Origin of the sequence: Rhizobium sp. Root1334 (assembly GCF_001426665.1) — a bacterium.
GTDB lineage: Bacteria > Pseudomonadota > Alphaproteobacteria > Rhizobiales > Rhizobiaceae > Pararhizobium.
This window is the reverse complement of sequence record NZ_LMEY01000012.1, coordinates 482,193-503,945: the sequence shown is the minus strand read 5'-3', so window position 1 is coordinate 503,945 and position 21,753 is coordinate 482,193. Positions and strand designations below refer to the sequence as shown.

Below are 21,753 nucleotides of genomic sequence, written 5' to 3'. Positions count from 1 at the left end.
GGTTGAGAAAGCAAGGAGAACAAGCCATGCGCATGTTCGATCAATTGTCCGGTAAAATGACCCATAGTCCCAGCCTGTCGCGTCATGTTCTAGCGATAGGGGCTATCGTGCTGGCGTTGACCCAATGTCCAAGCGCCGTATCGGCCCGCGATGCTTTTTCTGACGATGCCTATGCGACCTACAAGGCCAATACCGACAACGGCAAATATCTGTTCAACGCATCCGGTTGTGCCGCTTGCCATGGGTCTGTCAGGAATTCCGAGGTCCTGTCCGGTGGACTTGAGATGGATACGGCGATCGGAAAATTCTACGCGCCGAATATTTCGCCCCATGCCAATGGCATCGGCGGCTGGAGCAATGCCCAGTTCCTCAATGCGGTGATGCAAGGGATCGACCGCGAGGGCAACAATCTTTATCCGGTCATGCCCTATACCGCCTATGGCGGCATGAAGCCGGAGGATGTGCTCGACATCAAGGCCTATATCGACACGCTCATTGCATCCGATGCCGTGTCGCAGGACCATGAGATCGCTTTTCCCTATAGCCGCCAGACGACGATTACGCTGTGGAAGCGCAGTCATTTCAATGTGCCGGAATATCAGTCTCGTGAAGAAACGCAGATGGAGCGGGGCCGCTATCTCGTCGAGAACGTCGGCGGTTGTGGCGATTGCCACACGCCGCGCACCACGACCTATGGTCTCGACATGGAAAACGCCTATACGGGGGAAAAGGGACTGACAGGTGCTGTTGCCCCGGACATTTCCAAGACGCGTATGGCAGGCCTTGCCTCGCCGGACGTGTTTACCGTCGGGCTGATCGATGAAGGTAAAAAGCTGTCGGGTGCGCCGCTGACCGATCCGGTGATGCGCGAAATCGCCCATGGGCTTTCCGCATTGACCGAGAAGGATCGTACGGCGATCTACGCCTTTCTGTCCGACCGTGAGGTCAAGCCACCGCAGCCGGTGGCGCAATCGGCAACCGCCGTCTGCAAGGAAAGCACACCCGCATCTGCGCTCGCCGGTGACAATGCTGGCCTTGCAACGCAGGCCGATGCCTTCATCGGCAAATATTGCCGCAATTGCCATGGTCCGGGTGAAAGTTCGCAAGGATCCTATCCGGCCGGCGATCTCAGCTCGATTGCGGCCGATGCGGCCTTCGTTGTTCCGGGCGATGCTGCAAAATCCCGCCTGTTCACCTCGGTGACCAGCGGCCGCATGCCGCTCGGCAAGCGTCCGACCGCCGAAGAGGTGAAAAGCCTCGAGGACTGGATCAACTCGCTCAAACAATCCGACCTGCCGCAGACGGCGGCAAGCAAGCCTGAGCGTACACGGCCCATGCTCTCCTATCGCGATTTCATCGAGGCCGGGCTGAAGGATATTTCCAAGGTCAACGATCTCGACCGGCAATACATGCGCTATTTCTCCTACCGCAACCAGTACAATGGCATGATGGGCTGCGAGGAGGACAAGACGTTCATGAAGCGCATGGACGTTCTGGCTGGCGGCTTCAAGAAACTGCTGAATTCGCTGTCTTATGGTCCGAAACTGGTCTTGCCGCAGGAAGTGGAGGGCACCAACGGACTGATGGTGCGGGTCGATCTGCGCGACCTGCAATGGACTGCCGACGACTATAATTTCCTGATCTCGCAATATGTCTATGGTATCGATCCCGGCAGCGATGCGTCGCTTCTGGCGCTGACCAAGGAGACGGATACCGTCCTGCCGGTCATGCGCATCGACTGGTTCATGGCCAATGCGGCCAAGCCGAAGATTTACAACCAGCTGATGAAGCTTCCGACCCATATCCGCGAGCTGGAACAGCGGTTCCAGATCAACGTGGACGACAATATCCGCCGCCGCCAGGTGTTGCGTGCGGGGTTTGCCGACGGATCGTCCGGTGTTTCCGATCATAACCGCATGCTTGAGCGTCATGAGATGCCGTTCGGCGGCTATTACTGGAAATCCTACGATTTCGGCGGCGATGTCGGACGTCAGGTTCTGAAGCGCTTTCCGCAGGGGCCGAAGGAACTGGAACCGTTCGACGGCGGGCTGACGGCGTTCGAACATGATGGCGGCGAAATGATCTTCTCGCTGCCGAACGGGCTGCAGGGCTATTACCTGTCGACGGCGGCAGGCAAGCAGCTGGATATCGGTCCGACCTCGATCGTGTCCTTCCGCAAGCGGCCGATCGGCAAGGGCGTCGAGATCGTCAACGCCCGCTCGTGCTTTGATTGCCATGCCAATGGTATCCTGTCGAAGCGTGATCAGTTGCGCGAGCATATCCAGACATCGACGCTGTTCAGCAAGGATCAGCAGGCCATTCTGCTCGACATGTATGTGCCGCAGGAAGAGCTTGATGCGGCGTATAACAAGGACCGGCAGCGCTTCGTCGAGGCACTGGTCAAGCTGGGGGTAACCGAGCCGACGCCGGACGGCAGCGCCCAAAGCATGCAGGCTCCGGGCAATGCCGAGCTCGTCACCTATTTCGGCGACAAGTATGAGGACGAGCTCGATTTCGATGCGCTGGCCGCCGAGTTCGACATGACCCCGGCTGAGCTTTCCGCAGCGATCCGGCGGGTGGAGGATGTCGATACGTTACGGCTCGGTATCGATTGGGTGACGACGCTGGAAGCCGGTGGCACCATCCCGCGCGCCGAAGTCGAACAGCAGTTTCCGCTGCTTTTGCATCCGCTGATGCAGTTGAAGCCGCTCGATACGACCACCGTCCATTTGGCGGTGACCAGCCAAAGCCAGGAGGTCGCAGGTCAGACGGCGCAGCAGGATTATGTCAAGCCTGAGACGGTTGCAGCCGCGATACCGGCCTACCGCCAGGAACAGCCAGCAGGTGGCAACAAGCTCGAACTGGCGCTGCATGTCGCGACGACCACTGCAAAAGTCGGTGATCAATTGTCGTTCGAGTTGAGCACGAACAAGGCCTGCGAACTGCAGATCCTCTATGTCGAGGAGACCGGCAATGTCGAGGTCATCCCCGATGAAATGATTGGCAACACGACGCTGCAAACGGGCGAAAAGCGGCAGATCCCGCAGCCGGGGACGGGCAACCTGACGTTCGACACACCGGCACCGGCCGAAACCATGATCGCCTATTGCCGCGAAGGAGGGCTGGGCGACCAGAAACTCTCGGTCGAGCGGGCGCGCCAGCTGGTGGCGCAATCGCATCTGCCGCCGACGCGCGGACTGGCGATCAACCTCGCCAAGAAGGCGCAGGACGACAAGGGCGCGAGCGGCCTGCAGGTGGTGACGTTTGAGATCAGGCAATAGCGGACTGGCCGGACGCCGAATGCCGTCCGGCCAGTTTGCAATTATTTGGAATAGCTTGGGAATACATGTGATGACATTGAAGGTTTTGGCAGGGGCATCGCTGCTGGCATTTTTCTTCGCTGGGACGGCGTCTGCGGCCTGCGATGCCTTGGCGCAAATTGCCGATGCCACCAATGCCGGAAACGAGGCACTGGCAAAACAGATCGCCGGGATGCCAAAGCCCGGCTGCACAGATGACCACAAGGCGATGATCAACCGTGTGGCGGCGCTCGCCTCCTTCAACCGGATCGTCGGTGCTGTCGGGCAAGGTGCCAATCTGGCAGATTTCGAGCACGAACTAGAGACGATCCGCACCAGCAATTCGGCTCCCTGGCAAGTGTTTGACGCGCTTGGTGATATCAATCGCGACCGGCGGGATTATGAAACGGCGGCACGCTACTACCAGTTGGCGTTGGAGGATGCCGCCAATGAAATGCTGACGCCGCAGTGGATGGCGCCGGATGAGTCCTATATCGTCCGGCTGGATCATATGGCCACCGAAATGCGGCTGGCGGCCCCTAAGCCCGTCAAGCTTGCCATGCGCGGCGGTTGCAAGATCAGCTATCGCGGTGTGTCGCTGAAGAAAAAATCGACGCCGGTGCGCTACGTGTTCGGCACGGCGGAGTTCACGCCGGAAGGAGTGGAATCGGCGAAAGACCTGTCGGAATGCCTGAAGTCGGTCAAGCCGAAAGCAATCACCCTGATCGGTCATACGGACCCGATCGGCACGGCCGAGGCAAACCGGGTGCTGTCGCTGCAACGGGCCGAGGCGCTGGCGCACTATCTCGTTGCAGAAGGCTACGCAGGCACCTGGACCACGATTGGCAAGGGCGAGGACGAGCCGTTCAAGGCCGATGATGCCAGCGCCTATGATGAGGAAACCCTCAATCAGATGAACCGGCGTGTCGAAGTCGATGTGGAGAACTGAATGATGCTGCGCCGGCTGGCTCTTGCTCTGCTGATCTCTGTTGTGCCGCTCGGTGCCGCATCGGCCAAGACCTTTGCCTTGATCGTCGGCATTGATGCCTATCCCTACGAAGTCAGCCTGGATGGCGCCGTCAAGGACGCCAAGGACGTGGAAGGTGCGCTAAGACGGGCAGGCGTCGATCAGGTGACGACGTTTTTTGATGCCGCCGCCCGCAAGGACGACATTCGCGCCGCCTGGGCCGGCTTCGTCGGCGGTGCGGTCAAGGGTGACACGATCATCTTCACCTATGCCGGACATGGTTCGCAAATGCCAGAGCTTGTTGCCGGTGATGAGGCGGACGGGCTGGACGAATTTCTGCAGCTGCCGGGCTTCGACCGCAGCCGCGCCGAAGAAACAGAACATGAAATCATCGTCGACAATGAGCTGAATGCCTGGTTTTCGGAAGCCGAGGCCAAGGGCGTGCAGGTTCTGTTTGTCTCCGACAGTTGCCATTCCGGCGGTATGAGCCGGTCGTTTTCCGGCAAGACACGGCTTGCCCAGGCGGTCACGGTCAAATTGCCGCCGCCATCGGAGGAGGCGGTGTCGGGTGCCGAGGTAAGAGAGACGCAGTTCCGCAATGTGACGGTCCTTGCCGCTTCCCTGGAGAGCCAGCCGTCGCCTGAGGTCATCATCGACGGCGAGCCGCGCGGTGCCCTAAGCTGGAGCTTTGCCCGCGCGGTGGAAGGGTCGGCGGACCGCAATGGCGACGGCCGCCTTTCCCGCGTCGAGTTGGAAGACTATGTCTTCGCCAATGTGAAGACCCAGTCGGAGGCATTGCAGGTGCCGAATTTCACGCCGCAACTGCCGCGATCCGAGGATGAGGTGGTGATGCCACTAAGTCGGAGCGTGGCCGCCACAATCCAACCAGCGGCAAAAAAGACCTATAAAACCGTTCGCGAAACCGGCTGGAATGGCAAGCTGGCGCTGTCAGTCGAGGAGGCTGATATTGTGCTGGAGAATACCGGCGGTACAGGTGTGCCCTATCGCTGGGATGCCGCCAGCGGTATTTTTTACACCCCGAATGGCGACGTTGCTGGTGAACATATCGATGCCAGTATGGTTCAAGCGGTCGTCAACAAGTTCATCCTGCTTGATTTTCTGAAAATCATGGCAAGCCAGAACCCGGGAATGGTGTCGCTGATCCCGCAAAAGGACATCTATGCCGGTGGCGACAAGATCTCCTTCGATGCGCCAGCGTCAGGGTACAGGAACATGGTGGTGTTCAATCTTGCCAATACCGGGCAGGTGCAGTTGCTGGACGTCCAGTCGGAAGGGACGGCAAGTGCTGAGTTCAAGCTCAGCAATCTGCAGGTTGTCGAACCGTTTGGCGCCGACCATCTGATCGTGATCGCCACCAATGAACCGGTTGATGCGATTGGCGCGGCACTGGCCAGCAAGAGCATCGATGCGGCCACGGTTTTGCAGCTTCTCACCAGCCGCATCGACGGCACCGACACCACTGTGGCCATCCAGCCGCTCTATACGCGGGAGAGGCTGTGATGACCGGTTTCCGCATGACTGTCTCTGCAGGCCTGTGGTGCCTGGCATCGTTGGCCGCGCTAACCACAGCGGCAAAGGCGGAAGATCGGGCGCTGGTGATCGGCATCGGCACCTACGAAAACTTGCCGCAGGACATGTTTCTGCATGGGCCGAAAAACGACGTAAAGGCAATTCAGGCGCTTTTGACGGGCACGTTGAATTTCAAGCCCGAGGCGATCCGGGTTCTGACGGATGAAAAGGCCACAAGGCACGCAATGCTGTCGTCCATGGACGAATGGCTGGTTGCCGGAACAGCCCCCGGCGACCGCGTCTATCTCTATTTTTCCGGGCATGGCCTGCAGGTCAAGGACACCGGCGGTGATGAGGAAGACGGAATGGATGAGGCCATTTCGACCTATGATATCAAGGCCGGCGACGACGACTGGACGAATGTCATTCTCGATGACGAGCTTGAGGCGGTTCTGGAGAAATTGAAGGGCAGGGCGGTGACGCTGGTGATCGATGCCTGCCATTCCGGCACGATAACGCGGTCATTGTCGCCGCAGGCGGTGTCCGGCTTGCAAGGTGCGCGCTACCTGCCGCGCCCGTTTGCCAAGGCAGACAAGCAACCGTCGACCCGGGGCCTTCGCATCGATCTCGGCGTTGTCGATAAACCCACGCAATTGACGGCCGGTGGCCTGACCGCGTGGAGTGCCGCCGCTGCCTATCAGGTCGCCTGGGACGATGTCCGGTTGCCGATCGAAGACCGGCACGGTGTTTTTACATCCGCTTACATAGCCGGCTACGCACCGGGAGAATCCGATGCGAATGGCAACGGCCTTGTCAGCAATGCCGAGCTCTTCGAATACGTGACCCGGAAATCGAAGGAGTATTGCTTGACGCTGGAGGATTGCGACAATCTCGATCCGCAGCTGGAAAGCGTGCCGGACGTCCTCGGTGTAAGCATCGCCAAGCCGGAGCCATACAAAACAGAACAGGCGGCGGCGGATCAGCGTCACGACAAGCCCGAGCCGGTTTATCAGGAGGCCAAGGTCGAGGCTGGTGGAGTCCCGGCTTATGTCGATGCCGATCCCGTCACGGCGATTGGAGATATCGTCGGCAAGGCGGATACCGGCGACGTCACGGTGTCGCTCGATACCGGCTCGAAGCTGAAGAAGGGGCAGCCATTCAAGATTTCTGTCACGAGCCAATATGACGGCAACCTCGTCCTTCTGGACGTGAACCGCGAGGGCATGGCGACGCAAATCTTCCCGAACGACATGGCCCAGAAAATCACGCCGCTTTCGGCCGGTTCGACATTGACGATACCGGATGACTATTACGGCTTCGATTTCGAGGCTGACGGTCAAGGCGAAAATATGCTGGTCGCCATCGTTGTCAGCGATCCGGTGGATTTGAAGGATACCGTCCCATCGGCGCAGGGCCTGACAGCCGAACTCGATGCCCGGCATTCTCTGAGCGAAATTATCGCAAGACTTCAGACAGCCTGGACTGGAGATGCCGAAAACCGCGGCGTGCGCTGGTCTTTGGGAACGTTGAAATACACGGTCGAGTAATGGCCGCAAACGAGTCTGGAATCAAAAAAGGCCCGCGGTGAATGCCGCGGGCCTTTTTGATTCAACGATGGAACTACTCAGCCTCAGTGCAGGATCTGGCTGAGGAACAGCTTGGTGCGTTCATGCTGCGGGTTGTCGAAGAATGCCGCCGGCTCGTTCTGTTCGACGATCTGGCCCTGGTCCATGAAAATCACGCGGTTGGCGACCTGGCGGGCAAAGCCCATTTCGTGCGTCACGCAGATCATCGTCATGCCTTCTTCGGCAAGGCCGACCATGGTGTCGAGCACTTCCTTGATCATTTCCGGGTCGAGCGCCGAGGTCGGCTCATCGAACAGCATGACGCGCGGATTCATGCAGAGCGATCGGGCAATTGCCACACGCTGCTGCTGACCGCCGGACAGCTGGCCCGGATATTTGTGGGCCTGCTCAGGGATCTTGACGCGCTTGAGGAAGTGCATGGCGACTTCTTCCGCCTGCTTCTTCGGCATCTTGCGCACCCAGATCGGCGCCAGGGTGCAGTTTTCCAGAATGGTCAGATGCGGGAAGAGGTTGAAGTGCTGGAACACCATGCCGACTTCGCGGCGCACTTCGTCGATCTTCTTCAGGTCATTCGTCAGCTCGATGCCGTCAACGACGATCTTGCCCTTCTGGTGTTCTTCCAGCCGGTTGATGCAGCGGATCATCGTGGATTTGCCCGAACCGGACGGGCCGGCAACGACGATGCGCTCGCCGCGCATGACCTTCAGGTTGATGTCGCGCAGAACGTGGAAATCCCCATACCACTTGTTCATGCCGGCGATTTCGACGGCGACATCCGTGGATGACACTTCCATTGTTAGCGGTTTGGCTTCAGCGGCCATAATATTCTCCCTCATTGTTATCTTTTGTGACCCTTGTCGAGCCTTCGTTCCATGAACCCTGAATAGCGCGACATGCCAAAGCAGAAAAGCCAGAAAACGAATCCGGCAAAAACAAGTCCCGACAGCGGCGTGACCGGCGATGCCCAGTTGGCGTCCGAGAAATTCTGGCGGACGATGCCGAGCAGATCGAACATACCGATGATCGACACCAGCGATGTATCCTTGAACAGGCCGATGAACGTGTTGACGATACCCGGAATGACCAGTTTCAGCGCCTGGGGCAGGATGATCAGCCGCATCTTCTGCCAGTAGCTCAAGCCCAGCGAATCAGCACCTTCGGCCTGCCCCTTCGGGATTGCCTGCAGGCCGCCGCGCACCACTTCCGCCATATAGGCGGAGGCAAACAGCGAGACGCCGATCAGTGCGCGCAGGAATTTATCAAAGGTCATGCCCTGCGGCAGGAACAGCGGCAGCATGACACTGGCCATGAACAGCACGGTGATCAGCGGAATACCGCGGACGAGCTCGATGAACGTGGTGCAGAGCAGGCGGATGACGGGCATCGTCGATCGCCGGCCAAGCGCCAGAACAATACCGAGCGGCAACGACACCGCGATACCGACGAAGGACAGGATCAGCGTGACCATCAGGCCACCCCAAAGCGCAGTTTCCACATAGGGAAGACCAAGCACGCCGCCGATCAGGATGAAGAACGATATGACCGGAAGGACACCAAACAGCAGGATGGCGTTTAGTCCCTTATACGGGATTTTCGGGATCAGGATCGGGACGAGAAGCGTCACGAACAAGACGCCGACCAACATGGGGCGCCAGCGTTCATCGATCGGATAGCGCCCGAACATGAACACATCGAATTTTGCGGTGACGAAAGCCCAGCATGCGCCACTCCAGCCCTCCAGCTGCGAGCCGCCTTGGGCGACGGTCGCGCAAACACCCCGCCCGCCGCCGGTCCAGGACGCGTCGATAAACAGCCATTTGATGGCGGGCGGCAGAAACCAGGCAAGTGCCAGGACGGCGATGATCGTCATCACCGCATCCAGCGGTGTTGCGAGCAGGTTTTTGCGGATCCAGGCGATATAGCCTTTGTCGAGTACCGGTGGCGCCGATTGGTCGATCATGGCGGTGCGGACGAAATTGGTCTGGTGCGTGTTCATGATCTTATCTCTCCACCAGTGCCATCTTGGCGTTGAACCAGTTCATGAGCAACGATGTCGACAGGCTGAGCGTCAGGTAGACGACAATCCAGATGGTGACGACTTCGATCGCCTGGCCGGTCTGGTTGAGGATGGTGCCTCCGGTCGATACGAGGTCGGAATAGCCGATGGCGATGGCAAGCGACGAGTTTTTCGTCAGATTGAGATACTGGCTGGTCAGCGGTGGAATGATGATCCGCATGGCCTGCGGAACGACGACGAGGCGAGTGGTTAGCCCTGGCCGGATACCAAGCGCGTGTGCTGCTTCCGACTGCCCATGGCTGACGCCACGAATGCCGGCCCGAACGATTTCGGCGATGAACGAGGCCGTGTAGAACGACAGCGCCAGGAACAGCGAGAGGAATTCAGGCCCGACGACGGACCCGCCGGTCAGGTTGAACTTGCCGGCAACCGGCACATCGAAGGAAATCGGCATTCCCGCCGCGAAGTAGGCCAGCAACGGCAGGCCGATCACCAGGCCAAGTACCGTCCACAGCACCGGCATGCGTTGACCTGTTTCCATCTGCTTCTTGTTCGCATAGCGCGAAAACAGGACGCTGCCGATCACCGCAATGACAAGCGCAAGAAGGATGTACTGCGAGCCGCTATCGAAAACCGGCCGCGGAAACGCCAAGCCACGGTTGTTGACATACATGTCAAATGGCAGCGCCAGCGATTCCCGTGGCTGTGGGAGAACAGCGAGAACGCCGGAGTACCAGAAGAAGATAACCAGCAGCGGCGGTATGTTGCGGAACACCTCGACATAGACCATCGACAGCTTGGCAATCAGCCAGTTCTTCGACAGACGGCCGATACCGACCAGAAAACCGATGATCGTGGAGGTGATAATACCTGCAACAGCAACGAGAATGGTGTTGAGAAAACCGACGACGAGTGCGCGGCCATAAGTCGAATCGCTGGAATAAGCGATCAGCGATTGCCCCACATCAAAGCCGGCCCGTCCGTTCAGGAAGCCGTAGCCTGATGCGATATTGGCGCGTTTCAAGTTTTCGATGGTGTTGGCCGTCACCCAATAGATGAAGAGAACCAGCAGCAGTAATGTCACGGCCTGGTAGATAAAGCCGCGGATTTTGGGATCGTTCAGAATTGAACCGGCCGGCTTGTCCTTCCCGGACGGAGTCGTGGCGTCAATCGACATAATAGAGCCTCTTCATTCCCCTGATCGCCCTGTTTCGAGCGATTCTTATTTTTGGGAAGGAAAGCGGCCGGAGCCGCTTTCCCGATGTCAAATGGTCTTAACGGACTGGCGGTGCGTACTGGATGCCGCCCTTGCTCCAAAGCGCGTTCAGGCCGCGTTCGATTTTCAGCGGGCTGCCTGCACCGATGTTGCGGTCGAATACTTCGCCATAGTTGCCCACGGCCTTGATGATCTTCACGGCCCAATCGTTTTCGAGGCCGAGGTCGGTACCGATCTTGGTATCTGCCTCAACGCCGAGGAAGCGCTGGATGTCCGGGTTTGTCGACTTCTTCATTTCCTCGACGTTAGCCGAAGTGATGCCGAAGTCTTCCGCACCGACGAGCGCGTAGTGAACCCAGCTGACAATGTCAAACCACTGGTCGTCACCCTGGCGGACGGCCGGGCCAAGCGGCTCCTTGGAAATGATTTCCGGGAGAATCATGTGATCGTCCGGGGCAGCCAGCGTCAGACGCAGCGAATACAGGCCCGACTGGTCGGTCGTGTAGACATCGCAACGGCCTGCGTCATAGGCAGCGTTCACTTCTTCGAGCTTTTCGAAAACAACCGGGTTGTACTGAAGGTTGTTGGCCTTGAAGTAGTCGGCAAGGTTCAACTCGGTCGTCGTGCCGGTCTGCACGCAAACGGCAGCGCCGGACAGTTCAAGCGCCGACTTCACGTTGAGCGACTTGCGGACCATGAAGCCCTGGCCGTCATAGTAATTGACCGGGCGGAAGTTGAAGCCGAGCGCGGTATCGCGGTTGATTGTCCAGGTCGTGTTACGGGCCAGAACATCGACTTCACCCGACTGGAGAGCCGGGAAACGGTCCTTGGCGGAGGTCGGTGTGTACTTGACCTTGGTCGGGTCACCGAAAATGGCGGCAGCAATCGCCTTGCAATAATCGACGTCGAAGCCGCTCCAGTTGCCGGACGCGTCCGGGGAGGCGAAGCCGGTCAGGCCAGTGTTGACGCCGCATTGAAGGAAACCCTTCGCCTTAACGTCGCTGAGCGTCGTTGCCGATGCTGCCTGGGCGCCAATCCCCATGACGGCAGCGCCGATCAGCGCTGTCAGAATTCTTTTAGCCATTTTAGAACCTTTTTCTGTTGTCTTTGTTCTTAATCCCCACGGCTGCGCTTGGTAGGCGAAGCTACGGCCCCCGCCACCCTCCTGGCGCGAGTACTGTCTATCTCATGCTCAAAACAGCGCAGGGTCAAGACACGTTGCCGATTTTCCGGGCTGCACCGGCATAATCGTTGATTGCGCCGTATGTTTAGGCAGTTTTTGACTGTTTGATGCACGTTTTTGTTCAAAAATCCGCCAGAAATTCAATTTTCCACGCTTGCGCCAGGGGGCCGTGACGGAAGTCCCTTGACCCTTCCGTCTGGGAGGCGGAAGAGTGTCCGGACATGAAATTTCACAAGCGGACCTTCCCATGAAAGAAAAGAATGATCTTCTCGCCGGCGCCGGCGTGAACACCCGGCTGTCGCATATCGGCAATTCGCCATCCGACTTTCATGGTTTCGTCAATCCACCCGTGGTGCACGCCTCTACTGTCTTGTTTCCAAACGCAAAAGCCATGGAAACCAAGTCGCAGAAATACACCTATGGCACGCGTGGAACGCCGACGACGGATGCGTTGTGCGAAGCGATCGACGCTCTGGAAGGTTCGGCGGGCACGATCCTTGTGCCGTCTGGCCTGGCTGCCGTCACCATACCTTTCCTGGCTTTTCTGTCGGCCGGTGATCATGCGTTGATCGTCGATTCGGTCTATTTCCCGACCCGGCATTTCTGCGACACGATGCTGAAAAGGCTTGGCGTCGCCGTCGAGTATTACGATCCGATGGTTGGCGCTGCCATCGAAAGCCTGATCAAGCCCAACACCAAGCTGGTTCACACAGAAGCACCGGGTTCCAACACTTTTGAGATGCAGGATATTCGCGCGATTTCAGCTGTCGCCCATCGCCATGGCTGCGTGGTGACGATGGATAACACCTGGGCGACGCCGCTTTATTTCAAGCCGCTCGATCATGGTGTCGACATATCGATCCATGCCGCGACGAAGTATCCGTCCGGTCATTCCGATATCCTGATGGGAACGGTGTCTGCCAATGCCGCACATTGGGAGCAATTGCTGGAGGCGCACGGCGCTCTTGGCATTTGCGGCGCACCCGATGACAGCTACCAGATCCTGCGCGGGCTGCGCACGATGGGCATCCGTCTTGAGCGCCACCAGGAAAGCACGCTCAACATCGCCCGCTGGCTGGAAGAGCGTGACGACGTGGCGCGCGTCCTGCATCCGGCCTTGCCGAGCTTTCCTGGCCATGACCTGTGGAAGCGGGATTTTACCGGCTCCAGCGGCATCTTCTCCTTCGTTCTCAAGGCCGGTAGCCCGGAACAATTCAAACCAAAGGCCCATGCCTTCCTCGATGCGCTGTCGCTTTTTGGGCTCGGCTGGTCCTGGGGTGGTTTTGAAAGCCTTGCTGTTCACGTCGGCCTGTCCGACCGCAAGGTCTGCAAGGCGCCAAGCGAAGGCCCGGTCATCCGGCTGCAGATCGGGCTTGAGGATGTTGTTGACCTGCGCAAAGACATCGAAGCGGGATTTGCGGCGGCAAAGGCCGTCTGATCGTCAGTCTTTTGGCTCGTATCCATAGAGCCAGTCGAAATCGGCGGCCAGACTTTCCGGCCGCCGCAACGACAGGACAAGATCACGCCCGAGCCGTATGGGGCCGCGGGCGTGATAGGCAAAACGGTTGAAGGCGCCGCGGGAGCGGACACGTGCCACGCGGCTTTTGCGGTGGTCGGCAAAGGCGGCAAGTGGCTTTCCGCCGGCCACGAATGATGCAAGCTCGAAGGCATCCTCGATCGCCATCGCGGCGCCCTGCGCGGCAAACGGCATCATCGCATGGGCTGCGTCACCGATCAGGGCAACCTCGTCGCCGCGATACCAGGCACCGGCAGTCACTTCGTAGAGTGGCCAGATGACCGGCTCGACCGCGTGCCGCAACAAATCGGCAATCTGAGGGTGCCAGCCGGAAAAGGCTCCCAGCAACCGCTGCCGGCTTGTTTCTGGGGGCAGGGTGCTGTCCCATGTTTCTCCGGGATTGGTGCCGCTGGTAATCGCCACCACGTTGAAACTGCGCGCGCGCTGCAAGGGATAAACGACAAGATGCGAGCCGATGCCGAGAAATGCGGTGACTTTGGTCGCGTCGAAAAATGCCGGCGCCTCGGCCTCACCGAGCGTAAAACGCCAGGCGACATTTCCGGAAAAGACTGCCTTTCCAGTTCCTTCTAAGGTTTTCCTGACTTTTGACCAGACGCCATCTGCTCCAACCACAAGGCGCGGTTGGATGCCTGTCATCCGTGCGATTCCGTGTTGCGCGGTATCGTCGATTGCCGTGCCGAGATGAAGGGTGCACAGGGGATTAGCCGTTACCGCGTCAAGCAACGCCTGCTGCAGGTCGGCCCTGTGTAGAACGCCATAAGGCGATTTCCAGCGATTGCGCGCGAACTGGCCGGATGGGACGGAAGCGATCGTCCGCAGCGATACACCGCTGACGAGGGTGATTGCCTGCGGTTCGCTCCACACCTTTTCCATTTGCGGAAGAAGCCCGAGCTTCGTCAGGATTCGCGTTGCATTGGGAGATAGCTGCAGCCCGGCGCCCGCCTCGCTGAGGACGGCCGTCCGTTCGAAGATCTCAGAGGCAATGCCCCTGTGGGCAAGACTGAGGGCAGCCGTCAGACCGGCTATGCCGGCGCCGGCAATCACGACGGGCTGGTGGCTGTTCATGCGGGGAGCGTTTGCCGCTCAGGCCGCCTTTGCATTGAACGTGCAGCCGTCCGGGACCGTCTGGTCCGCATGGAGCTTGGCGTTGTAGCGATACAGCGTCGAGCAGTAGGAGCAGACTTTTTCGTTGTCGTCGCCCATGTCGATATAGATGTGCGGATGATCGAAGGGCACAGACGCACCCGTGCACATGAATTCCTTGACGCCGATCTCGATGACCGCGTGGCCGCCATCGTTTTGAAAGTGGGGAATACCGTGCCCGGCCATGTCATGCTCCGTCGTATAGAAGAATAGTCGAATTTGGCCGCACCATAGAAAGCTTTGCGTCAAAAGTGTAGCGGCAAAGATGCCGCGCCTGCGGGTTTTTTGGTGTGCCGGGGTTTTCCCGGCGCTGCCGCTGTCATAGGTTCGCTCAAAACAGGACGCATGCCATGGATCTGAACCCGCCCGCCTTTTCGACCTTCACCCATGATGGTCTGTCTATCGCCTATTTCGATGAGGGCGATCCATCCGGCGATCCGATCTTGCTGATCCATGGATTTGCCTCCGGCGCCAATGTGAACTGGGTCTATCCGGGTTGGCTGAAGACGCTGGGCGATGCCGGATACCGGGTCATCGCGCTCGACAATCGTGGCCATGGTGCCAGCGACAAGCCGCACGATCCGGCGGTCTACCACCCGCCAGCGATGGCGGGCGATGCCGTGGCGCTGCTCGATCATCTCGGCATCGCCGAGGCCCATGTGATGGGCTATTCGATGGGCGCCCGCATCTCGACGTTCCTGACGCTGGCGCATCCGAACCGCGTGCGGTCCCTTGTTCTCGGTGGTTTGGGTATCGGCATGGTGACCGGCGTCGGTGATTGGGATCCGATCGCCGATGCGCTGAATGCGTCTTCTCTCGATGTGGTCACCCATGAACGTGGCCGGATGTTTCGCGCCTTTGCCGACCAGACGAAAAGCGATCGCAAGGCGCTCGCCGCCTGTATTTCGACATCGCGCGACCTGCTCTCCGTCGAGGATATGGGGCGCATCGATGTGCCGGTTCTGATCGCCGTCGGGACCAAGGATGACATTGCCGGCTCGCCGCAGGAGCTGGCCGCTCTCATTCCCGATGCCATTGCGCTGGATATTCCGGGCCGCGATCATATGCTTGCCGTGGGCGACAGGGTCTTCAAGAAGGCCGCGCTTGAGTTTTGGGCAAAGGTCGGGCAAGCGTAACGCCCGCCCAGCGTTTTGAGCGTCTATTTACGCGCGGCCATTTATATCCAATGCGATTTGGCCTATACCTGATGGACAGACGGACTACGAAGGAGAGTGGCGATGGTCGCCAGGACTGACATACGCCCGACCGAAACCGTGAAGATCATGGACCCGATCTGGGATAGTCTGCAGGAAGAGGCGCGGCTTGCTGCCCAGCAGGATCCGCTGCTTGCGGCTTTTCTCTATTCCACCATCATTAACCAGCGTTCGCTGGAAGACAGTGTCATCTACCGGATCTGCGAGCGGCTCGACCATCCCGATCTGCAAGCCAATCTCCTGCGCCAGACGTTTTCCGAGATGCTTGAGGACTGGCCGGAATGGGGCACCATCCTGCGGGTCGATATCCAGGCCGTTTATGATCGGGATCCGGCCTGCACGCGGTTTCTGGAAGCCATCCTCTATTTCAAGGGCTTCCATGCCATCCAGACCCACCGTCTGGCCCATTGGCTGATGAATCGTGGGCGCCGGGATTTCGCGCTCTATCTCCAGAGCCGTTCTTCGTCCGTCTTCCAAACCGACATCAACCCTGCGGCGCGGATTGGCAAGGGCATCTTCCTTGATCACGCCACCGGGCTTGTGGTCGGCGAAACTGCCGTTATCGGCGACAACGTCTCCATTCTACACGGTGTGACGCTCGGCGGTACCGGCAAAGAGGGCAGCGACCGCCATCCAAAGATCGGCAATGGCGTGCTGATCGGCGCTGGCGCAAAAATTCTCGGCAATATCCACATCGGCAATTGCTCCAGGGTTGCCGCGGGTTCCGTCGTGCTCAAGGAGGTTCCCTCCAAGACCACGGTTGCCGGCGTTCCGGCGCGTGTCGTCGGTGAAGCCGGTTGCTCGGAACCGTCCCGTTCAATGGATCAGTTGCTGGTTTCCTTCGAGATTTGAACCGGCGATTTGCCGCTTGGCTGCCAGCCAGGGGTTTACACCGATTGAATCTCTGTGCCAGAAGCGGCGCAAATCAAAACCGTCATGGAGAAGTGACTTGAAGCCCGAAGAAGTCAAAAAACTCGAAGCCTATTTCAAGCGTACCTTCAATGAAGGCATGGTCATCAAGCCGCGTCCGAAGAAGGACGAATCCGCCGAGGTTTATCTGGGTGACGAATTTCTGGGCGTGATCTTCCGGGACGAGGAAGACGGCGAACTGTCCTACAACTTCTCGATGGCGATCCTCGATATCGATCTCTGATTGCACTCTATCGTTGCAATTGAACTCGACCCGGTCCTGACCCTCAGGCCGGGTTTTTTGTTAAAATCATACTTTTTGATTATTTTTTGCGAAGAATTGGCGTGATTTCGCGATATTTCGCGATTTTTCATCAAGCTGTTGCAATGAAAGGATTTTATTGCGGCGCACGCATACATTGACTTTATTGTGCAGTGCACATAAAATATTGCCATTGCGAGCGTCACAAAAGGAGCAGCCTGATGTTCAATTTCGAAGATGCAAATAAGAAAAGCAAAGAGAACTTGGATACGTTGTTGAAGAGCTATGCGTCGCTGACGAAGGCTTTTCAGGCGATTGCCACCGAGGCTGCCGACTACTCCAAGAAGGCCTTTGAAGACAGCGTTTCCCACATCGAGAAGATCAGCACCGTCAAGAGCGTCGAAGCCGCTTTCGAGCTGCAGACGAGCTACGTGAAGACCGCTTATGAAGGCTACGTCGCCGAAGCCACCAAGATCGGTGAAATGTACGCTGATCTGGCCAAGGACGCCTACAAGCCCTACGAAGCGCCGGTTGCCAAGGCAACGGCAGCTGCCAAGACTGCGGTCGCCGCTTAACTCAAATTCAATACCTTAAATGATGAACAACCGGCTGCGCCCTCCGCAGCCGGTTTTTTGTTGTCTATCTGGCAGATTGGCGATAGGCGGCCTGAAGAAAGTTGATCAATCTTGTGCTTGACGACGCAAATGTGATTGCAGTGCAGACGAACAGCCTTAAAATCTGAAAAAGAACCACTAGATTATGTGTCACGAACAGGCCGCAAATTCCTCCCAAGCATTTGCGGCTGGACAAGGGAATGAAGTAGAATGATCGCCATGCCGGTCCGGATGCAAACAGACAGCGACGGGGATGGGGGCAAAGCCGGCCGTGGCACGTCCGTCATTACCCGGACACAGCCGAAGACCAAGAAGCCGAGCCTATATCGTGTCCTGCTTTTGAACGACGACTATACGCCGATGGAATTCGTGATCCACATTCTGGAGCGTTTTTTTCAGAAGGATCGCGAAGCGGCAACTCTGATCATGCTGCATGTTCACAATCACGGCGTGGGTGAGTGTGGTGTTTTCACCTACGAAGTTGCCGAAACCAAAGTGACGCAGGTGATGGATTTTGCCCGCGAGCATCAGCATCCGCTGCAATGCGTCATGGAAAAGAAATGAGGAACTGACGTGCCAACATTTTCAACAAGCCTTGAAAAAGCCCTGCACCAGGCCCTGACGCTGGCCAATGAGCGCCATCACGAATATGCGACCCTGGAGCACCTCCTGTTGGCATTGATCGACGATGCTGATGCGGCGGCTGTCATGGGCGCGTGCAACGTCAATCTCGACGCCCTGCGCAAGACAGTTTCCGACTATGTCGATAATGAACTCGGCAACCTGGTGACGGGGTATGATGAGGATTCCAAGCCGACAGCGGGTTTCCAGCGCGTCATCCAGCGTGCGGTCATCCATGTCCAGTCATCGGGGCGCGAGGAAGTAACAGGCGCCAATGTGCTTGTCGCTATCTTTGCCGAACGCGAGAGCCATGCCGCATATTTCCTGCAGGAGCAGGAAATGACGCGTTACGACGCCGTCAATTTCATCTCGCACGGTATCGGCAAGCGTCCTGGCGCATCCGAGGCGCGTCCTCCGCGTGGCGCCGACGAGCCGGAATCCGAACAGAAGGCATCGCGCGAACAGGACGAAAACGGCCCGAAGAAGCCGCAGGATGCGCTGACGGCCTATTGCGTCAATCTCAACGAGAAGGCCAAGGTCGGCAAGATCGATCCGCTGATCGGCCGTCACGCCGAGGTCAACCGGACGATCCAGATCCTGTGCCGCCGTTCCAAGAACAATCCGCTATACGTGGGCGATCCCGGCGTCGGCAAGACGGCGATCGCCGAAGGTCTGGCCAAGCGCATCGTCGAAAAGAAGGTTCCCGAAGCGTTGCAGGACGCGACGATCTTCTCGCTCGATATGGGCACGCTGCTCGCTGGTACCCGCTATCGCGGTGACTTCGAAGAGCGCTTGAAGCAGGTGGTCAAGGAACTCGAGGAATATCCGGGCGCCGTGCTGTTCATCGACGAGATCCACACCGTCATCGGTGCGGGGGCAACGTCCGGCGGCGCCATGGATGCGTCCAACCTTTTGAAGCCGGCTTTGTCTTCGGGCGCGATCCGCTGCATCGGTTCGACCACCTACAAGGAATACCGTCAGTTCTTCGAAAAGGACCGTGCGCTCGTGCGCCGGTTCCAGAAGATCGACGTCAGCGAACCGACGATCGACGATGCCATCGAAATCATGAAGGGCCTGAAGCCGTATTTCGAGGATTATCACAAGCTGAAATACTCGAACGAGGCGATCAAGTCGGCTGTTGAGCTCTCGGCCCGCTACATCAATGACCGCAAGCTGCCGGACAAAGCGATCGACGTGATCGACGAGACCGGTGCGGCCCAGATGCTGCTGCCCGTCAGCAAGCGGCGCAAGCTGATCACGGAAAAGGAAATCGAAGCGACGATCGCAACGATGGCCCGCATTCCACCGAAATCCGTTTCTAAGGATGACGAGGCTGTTCTCGCCAATCTGGAAAAGGAACTGCGGTCGGTCGTCTATGGCCAGGATCTGGCAATCGAGGCGCTGGCATCGGCGATCAAGCTCGCTCGTGCGGGTCTGCGTGAACCGAACAAGCCGATCGGCTCCTATGTCTTCTCCGGCCCGACCGGCGTCGGCAAGACCGAAGTCGCAAAGCAGCTGGCGGCGTCGCTGGGTGTGGAGCTCATCCGTTTCGACATGTCGGAATATATGGAGCGCCACACGGTCTCGCGTCTGCTTGGGGCACCTCCCGGCTATGTCGGCTTCGACCAGGGCGGCCTTCTGACCGACAGCATCGATCAGCACCCGCATTCGGTTCTGCTGCTCGACGAAATCGAGAAGGCGCATCCGGATCTGTTCAACATTCTGTTGCAGGTCATGGATCACGGCTCGCTGACCGACCATAACGGCAAAAAGATCGACTTCCGCAACGTCATCCTGATCATGACGACCAATGCGGGTGCGTCCGAAATGGCAAAGGCTGCATTCGGCTTCGGCTCTGCCAAGCGCGAAGGCGACGATGTGGAGGCGCTGAACCGGCTGTTCACGCCGGAATTCCGCAACCGTCTCGATGCGGTCATTCCGTTTGCTTCGCTGCCGACACTGGTGATCCACCAGGTGGTGCAGAAGTTCGTCATGCAGCTGGAAACCCAGCTGGCCGAACGCAACGTCACCTTCGACCTGCAGCCGGAAGCCATCGCCTGGCTGTCGGACAAGGGCTATGATGAAAAGATGGGTGCGCGGCCGCTGGCGCGCGTCATCCAGGAACACATCAAGAAGCCGCTGGCCGATGAAATCCTCTTCGGCAAGCTGAAGAAGGGTGGCGTCGTCAAGGTGAGGGTCGGCATCAAGCCGGATGGCGCCAAGGGCCTGCTGCTCGATTATGTGCCGGAGACGGCACGGATCAAGCCGAAGGCTGAGGTTGTTACCCCGGTTAAGAAGGCGCCAAAGACTGCAAAGCCAAAGGAGCTGGAAAGCGTTGGCGCTGAACCGGATGCGTCTCCCAAGCCGAAGAAGGCAGCGAAAGCCGCCAAGGCTGACGAAGCGGTGAGCGCCAAGGCAGCCGAGCCGCCGCGCAAGGGCAGCACGGTTCCGAAGGTGCCGCGCAAGAAATAACGCATTCCAGATTGAGATACGGTGCCGGACCTGATCGTCCGGCACCGTTTTTTTGTGGCGGCGAACAGGCGGATGTTTTGATGGATGACGGCCAGGCGATCGGCTCCGGGCGGACATGGTTCTTGGCTGGCATGCGGGGCATTTTCAGCCTGCCAGCACTGATGTTGATGCTGTCCTTCGTCGGCTTCTGTGCGTTTACTGCCCAGGCCGGTATTCCTGTCGAGCAGACCGTGTTCATGGTCGGTGCCGTCTGGGCGCTGCCAGCCAAGGTCATCCTCGTCAGTTCGATGCTGAGCGGCGCCAATCTGCTCGCCGCCTTTATCGCCGTTACGTTGTCCTCTATCCGTCTGATGCCGATGGTCGCGGCGCTTGTTCCTGAAATCCGCACTGGAAAAACCCCCACCTGGCTCCTGCTGTTCCTGTCGCATTTCGTGGCGATCACCGCCTGGGTGTTTGCGATGGAGCGCGTGCGAACAGTGCCCCGCGAACATCGGGTTACGTTCTTCGCGGGCTTCGGCATCACGCTTGTTGTAGCCAATATGCTTCTGGTGGCCGCAGTTTATCAGTACGTCACGGAGTTTCCGCCGATTGTCGCCGGTTGCCTGTTTTTCCTGACGCCGGTCTATTTCTTGGCATCAATCTGGAGTTCCGCCCGTCATCCGGTGATCTATTTGGCCTTGATCAGCGGTCTTGTGGCCGGGCCGTTCTTCTACTGGCTGGCGCCCGAGTTCGATATCCTACTGGCGGGCGTTGGTGGCGGAACATTGGCTTGGCTGACCGAGCGCCAATGGCGCAAGCGCGGGGAGGGCCGGCATGGCAGTGTTTGAAGGCTGGTGGCCCTATGTGTTTATCGCAATTGCCGGATGGTTGGCGACCGACCTCTGGCGCTGGCTCGGCGTTCTCGCCGGCAACCGGCTACGGGACGATTCCGAAGTCCTCAATTGGGTGAGGGCGGTCGCAACGGCCTTGGTGGCGGCCGTCATCGCCAAACTCATTCTCTATCCGACCGGAGTCCTCGAGCATTCGCCGCTCTGGCTCAGGCTTGGATCGATAGCTGCCGGTGTAACTGCTTTCTTTATTGGCCGCCAAAAACCGGCCGTTGGCATCGCCACGGCCATCGCTGTGCTGGCCATCGGGCTCTATGCGCTCGGGTTCTGATAAGGGTTCTCACGACAATCGGCTT

At 58.6% G+C, this 21,753-nt stretch carries 19 protein-coding genes; 13 read left to right on the top strand and 6 right to left on the bottom strand.

Going from position 1 to position 21,753, the window contains the following annotated elements:
- The first annotated feature begins 26 nt into the window (after window positions 1–26).
- The 4 genes from ASD36_RS16440 to ASD36_RS16425 all read left to right on the top strand — a co-directional run bounded on the left by ASD36_RS16440 (window position 27) and on the right by ASD36_RS16425 (window position 7,343).
- Complete coding sequence (locus tag ASD36_RS16440; RefSeq protein ID WP_060505193.1) at window positions 27–3,281, top strand: c-type cytochrome; 3,255 nt, start codon at window positions 27–29, stop codon at window positions 3,279–3,281.
- A 70-nt stretch (window positions 3,282–3,351) separates the two neighbouring features.
- Window positions 3,352–4,248 (top strand): OmpA family protein, encoded by an 897-nt coding sequence (locus ASD36_RS16435; protein WP_060505194.1) that lies wholly within the window; start codon window positions 3,352–3,354, stop codon window positions 4,246–4,248.
- On the top strand, window positions 4,249–5,787 hold the full coding sequence (locus ASD36_RS16430) for a caspase family protein (protein ID WP_060505195.1): 1,539 nt from the start codon (window positions 4,249–4,251) through the stop codon (window positions 5,785–5,787).
- Window positions 5,787–7,343 (top strand): caspase family protein, encoded by a 1,557-nt coding sequence (locus ASD36_RS16425; RefSeq protein WP_060511082.1) that lies wholly within the window; start codon window positions 5,787–5,789, stop codon window positions 7,341–7,343. Before ASD36_RS16430 ends, ASD36_RS16425 begins: the two co-directional genes overlap by 1 nt.
- Window positions 7,344–7,426: 83 nt before the next feature.
- Here the strand turns inward: ASD36_RS16425 and ASD36_RS16420 are convergent, their stop codons facing one another.
- The 4 genes from ASD36_RS16420 to ASD36_RS16405 all read right to left on the bottom strand — a co-directional run bounded on the left by ASD36_RS16420 (window position 7,427) and on the right by ASD36_RS16405 (window position 11,699).
- Window positions 7,427–8,203 carry an amino acid ABC transporter ATP-binding protein gene (locus tag ASD36_RS16420; RefSeq protein ID WP_037100902.1) on the bottom strand — a complete coding sequence of 259 codons (777 nt, stop codon included), beginning with the start codon at window positions 8,201–8,203 and terminating at the stop codon, window positions 7,427–7,429.
- A gap of 17 nt (window positions 8,204–8,220) precedes the next feature.
- Entirely contained in the window at window positions 8,221–9,378 is a 1,158-nt protein-coding gene (locus tag ASD36_RS16415; RefSeq protein ID WP_060505197.1) for an amino acid ABC transporter permease, read from the bottom strand.
- A gap of 4 nt (window positions 9,379–9,382) precedes the next feature.
- Window positions 9,383–10,576 (bottom strand): amino acid ABC transporter permease, encoded by a 1,194-nt coding sequence (locus ASD36_RS16410; protein WP_060505198.1) that lies wholly within the window; start codon window positions 10,574–10,576, stop codon window positions 9,383–9,385.
- Window positions 10,577–10,673: 97 nt separating this feature from the next.
- Window positions 10,674–11,699 carry an amino acid ABC transporter substrate-binding protein gene (locus ASD36_RS16405; RefSeq protein WP_060505199.1) on the bottom strand — a complete coding sequence of 342 codons (1,026 nt, stop codon included), beginning with the start codon at window positions 11,697–11,699 and terminating at the stop codon, window positions 10,674–10,676.
- A gap of 346 nt (window positions 11,700–12,045) precedes the next feature.
- On the opposite strand from ASD36_RS16405, the gene ASD36_RS16400 reads away from it, so the two are divergent.
- Window positions 12,046–13,236 (top strand): cystathionine beta-lyase, encoded by a 1,191-nt coding sequence (locus tag ASD36_RS16400; RefSeq protein WP_060505200.1) that lies wholly within the window; start codon window positions 12,046–12,048, stop codon window positions 13,234–13,236.
- A gap of 3 nt (window positions 13,237–13,239) precedes the next feature.
- Here the strand turns inward: ASD36_RS16400 and ASD36_RS16395 are convergent, their stop codons facing one another.
- Both ASD36_RS16395 and ASD36_RS16390 read right to left on the bottom strand, forming a co-directional pair.
- The gene (locus tag ASD36_RS16395; RefSeq protein ID WP_060505201.1) at window positions 13,240–14,400 is read right to left on the bottom strand and encodes an FAD-dependent monooxygenase; all 1,161 of its coding nucleotides are present in this window, start codon (window positions 14,398–14,400) and stop codon (window positions 13,240–13,242) included.
- 18 nt (window positions 14,401–14,418) lie between these two features.
- The gene (locus ASD36_RS16390) at window positions 14,419–14,664 is read right to left on the bottom strand and encodes a zinc-finger domain-containing protein (protein WP_018325189.1); all 246 of its coding nucleotides are present in this window, start codon (window positions 14,662–14,664) and stop codon (window positions 14,419–14,421) included.
- A gap of 164 nt (window positions 14,665–14,828) precedes the next feature.
- Here ASD36_RS16390 and ASD36_RS16385 point away from each other — a divergent pair, with 164 nt between their 5' ends.
- The 8 genes from ASD36_RS16385 to ASD36_RS16350 all read left to right on the top strand — a co-directional run bounded on the left by ASD36_RS16385 (window position 14,829) and on the right by ASD36_RS16350 (window position 21,728).
- Window positions 14,829–15,614, top strand: coding sequence for an alpha/beta hydrolase (locus tag ASD36_RS16385; protein ID WP_060505202.1), 786 nt, complete (start codon window positions 14,829–14,831; stop codon window positions 15,612–15,614).
- A gap of 102 nt (window positions 15,615–15,716) precedes the next feature.
- Entirely contained in the window at window positions 15,717–16,544 is an 828-nt protein-coding gene (gene cysE / locus ASD36_RS16380) for a serine O-acetyltransferase (protein WP_060505203.1), read from the top strand.
- A gap of 97 nt (window positions 16,545–16,641) precedes the next feature.
- A complete protein-coding gene (locus ASD36_RS16375; RefSeq protein ID WP_037100924.1) occupies window positions 16,642–16,845 on the top strand; it encodes a DUF3126 family protein in 204 nt (67 codons plus the stop codon).
- Between the two features lie 239 nt (window positions 16,846–17,084).
- A complete protein-coding gene (locus ASD36_RS16370) occupies window positions 17,085–17,438 on the top strand; it encodes a phasin family protein (protein WP_060505204.1) in 354 nt (117 codons plus the stop codon).
- Window positions 17,439–17,687: 249 nt separating this feature from the next.
- On the top strand, window positions 17,688–18,041 hold the full coding sequence (clpS, locus tag ASD36_RS16365) for an ATP-dependent Clp protease adapter ClpS (protein WP_060505205.1): 354 nt from the start codon (window positions 17,688–17,690) through the stop codon (window positions 18,039–18,041).
- 9 nt (window positions 18,042–18,050) lie between these two features.
- Window positions 18,051–20,570 carry an ATP-dependent Clp protease ATP-binding subunit ClpA gene (gene clpA / locus ASD36_RS16360; RefSeq protein WP_060511080.1) on the top strand — a complete coding sequence of 840 codons (2,520 nt, stop codon included), beginning with the start codon at window positions 18,051–18,053 and terminating at the stop codon, window positions 20,568–20,570.
- Between the two features lie 80 nt (window positions 20,571–20,650).
- Window positions 20,651–21,397 carry an AzlC family ABC transporter permease gene (locus tag ASD36_RS16355; RefSeq protein ID WP_060505207.1) on the top strand — a complete coding sequence of 249 codons (747 nt, stop codon included), beginning with the start codon at window positions 20,651–20,653 and terminating at the stop codon, window positions 21,395–21,397.
- The gene (locus ASD36_RS16350; RefSeq protein WP_060505208.1) at window positions 21,384–21,728 is read left to right on the top strand and encodes an AzlD domain-containing protein; all 345 of its coding nucleotides are present in this window, start codon (window positions 21,384–21,386) and stop codon (window positions 21,726–21,728) included. Before ASD36_RS16355 ends, ASD36_RS16350 begins: the two co-directional genes overlap by 14 nt.
- Window positions 21,729–21,753 lie beyond the last annotated feature (25 nt).

Excerpts from the sequence above, each read along its gene's own strand:
- ASD36_RS16440 (WP_060505193.1), top strand. The coding sequence starts at position 27 with ATGCGCATGTTCGATCAATTGTCCGGTAAAATGACCCATAGTCCCAGC.
- ASD36_RS16435 (WP_060505194.1), top strand. The coding sequence starts at position 3,352 with ATGACATTGAAGGTTTTGGCAGGGGCATCGCTGCTGGCATTTTTCTTC.
- ASD36_RS16430 (WP_060505195.1), top strand. The coding sequence starts at position 4,249 with ATGATGCTGCGCCGGCTGGCTCTTGCTCTGCTGATCTCTGTTGTGCCG.
- ASD36_RS16425 (WP_060511082.1), top strand. The coding sequence starts at position 5,787 with ATGACCGGTTTCCGCATGACTGTCTCTGCAGGCCTGTGGTGCCTGGCA.
- ASD36_RS16420 (WP_037100902.1), bottom strand. The coding sequence starts at position 8,203 with ATGGCCGCTGAAGCCAAACCGCTAACAATGGAAGTGTCATCCACGGAT.
- ASD36_RS16415 (WP_060505197.1), bottom strand. The coding sequence starts at position 9,378 with ATGAACACGCACCAGACCAATTTCGTCCGCACCGCCATGATCGACCAA.
- ASD36_RS16410 (WP_060505198.1), bottom strand. The coding sequence starts at position 10,576 with ATGTCGATTGACGCCACGACTCCGTCCGGGAAGGACAAGCCGGCCGGT.
- ASD36_RS16405 (WP_060505199.1), bottom strand. The coding sequence starts at position 11,699 with ATGGCTAAAAGAATTCTGACAGCGCTGATCGGCGCTGCCGTCATGGGG.
- ASD36_RS16400 (WP_060505200.1), top strand. The coding sequence starts at position 12,046 with ATGAAAGAAAAGAATGATCTTCTCGCCGGCGCCGGCGTGAACACCCGG.
- ASD36_RS16395 (WP_060505201.1), bottom strand. The coding sequence starts at position 14,400 with ATGAACAGCCACCAGCCCGTCGTGATTGCCGGCGCCGGCATAGCCGGT.
- ASD36_RS16390 (WP_018325189.1), bottom strand. The coding sequence starts at position 14,664 with ATGGCCGGGCACGGTATTCCCCACTTTCAAAACGATGGCGGCCACGCG.
- ASD36_RS16385 (WP_060505202.1), top strand. The coding sequence starts at position 14,829 with ATGGATCTGAACCCGCCCGCCTTTTCGACCTTCACCCATGATGGTCTG.
- cysE (WP_060505203.1), top strand. The coding sequence starts at position 15,717 with ATGGTCGCCAGGACTGACATACGCCCGACCGAAACCGTGAAGATCATG.
- ASD36_RS16370 (WP_060505204.1), top strand. The coding sequence starts at position 17,085 with ATGTTCAATTTCGAAGATGCAAATAAGAAAAGCAAAGAGAACTTGGAT.
- clpS (WP_060505205.1), top strand. The coding sequence starts at position 17,688 with ATGATCGCCATGCCGGTCCGGATGCAAACAGACAGCGACGGGGATGGG.
- ASD36_RS16355 (WP_060505207.1), top strand. The coding sequence starts at position 20,651 with ATGGATGACGGCCAGGCGATCGGCTCCGGGCGGACATGGTTCTTGGCT.
- ASD36_RS16350 (WP_060505208.1), top strand. The coding sequence starts at position 21,384 with ATGGCAGTGTTTGAAGGCTGGTGGCCCTATGTGTTTATCGCAATTGCC.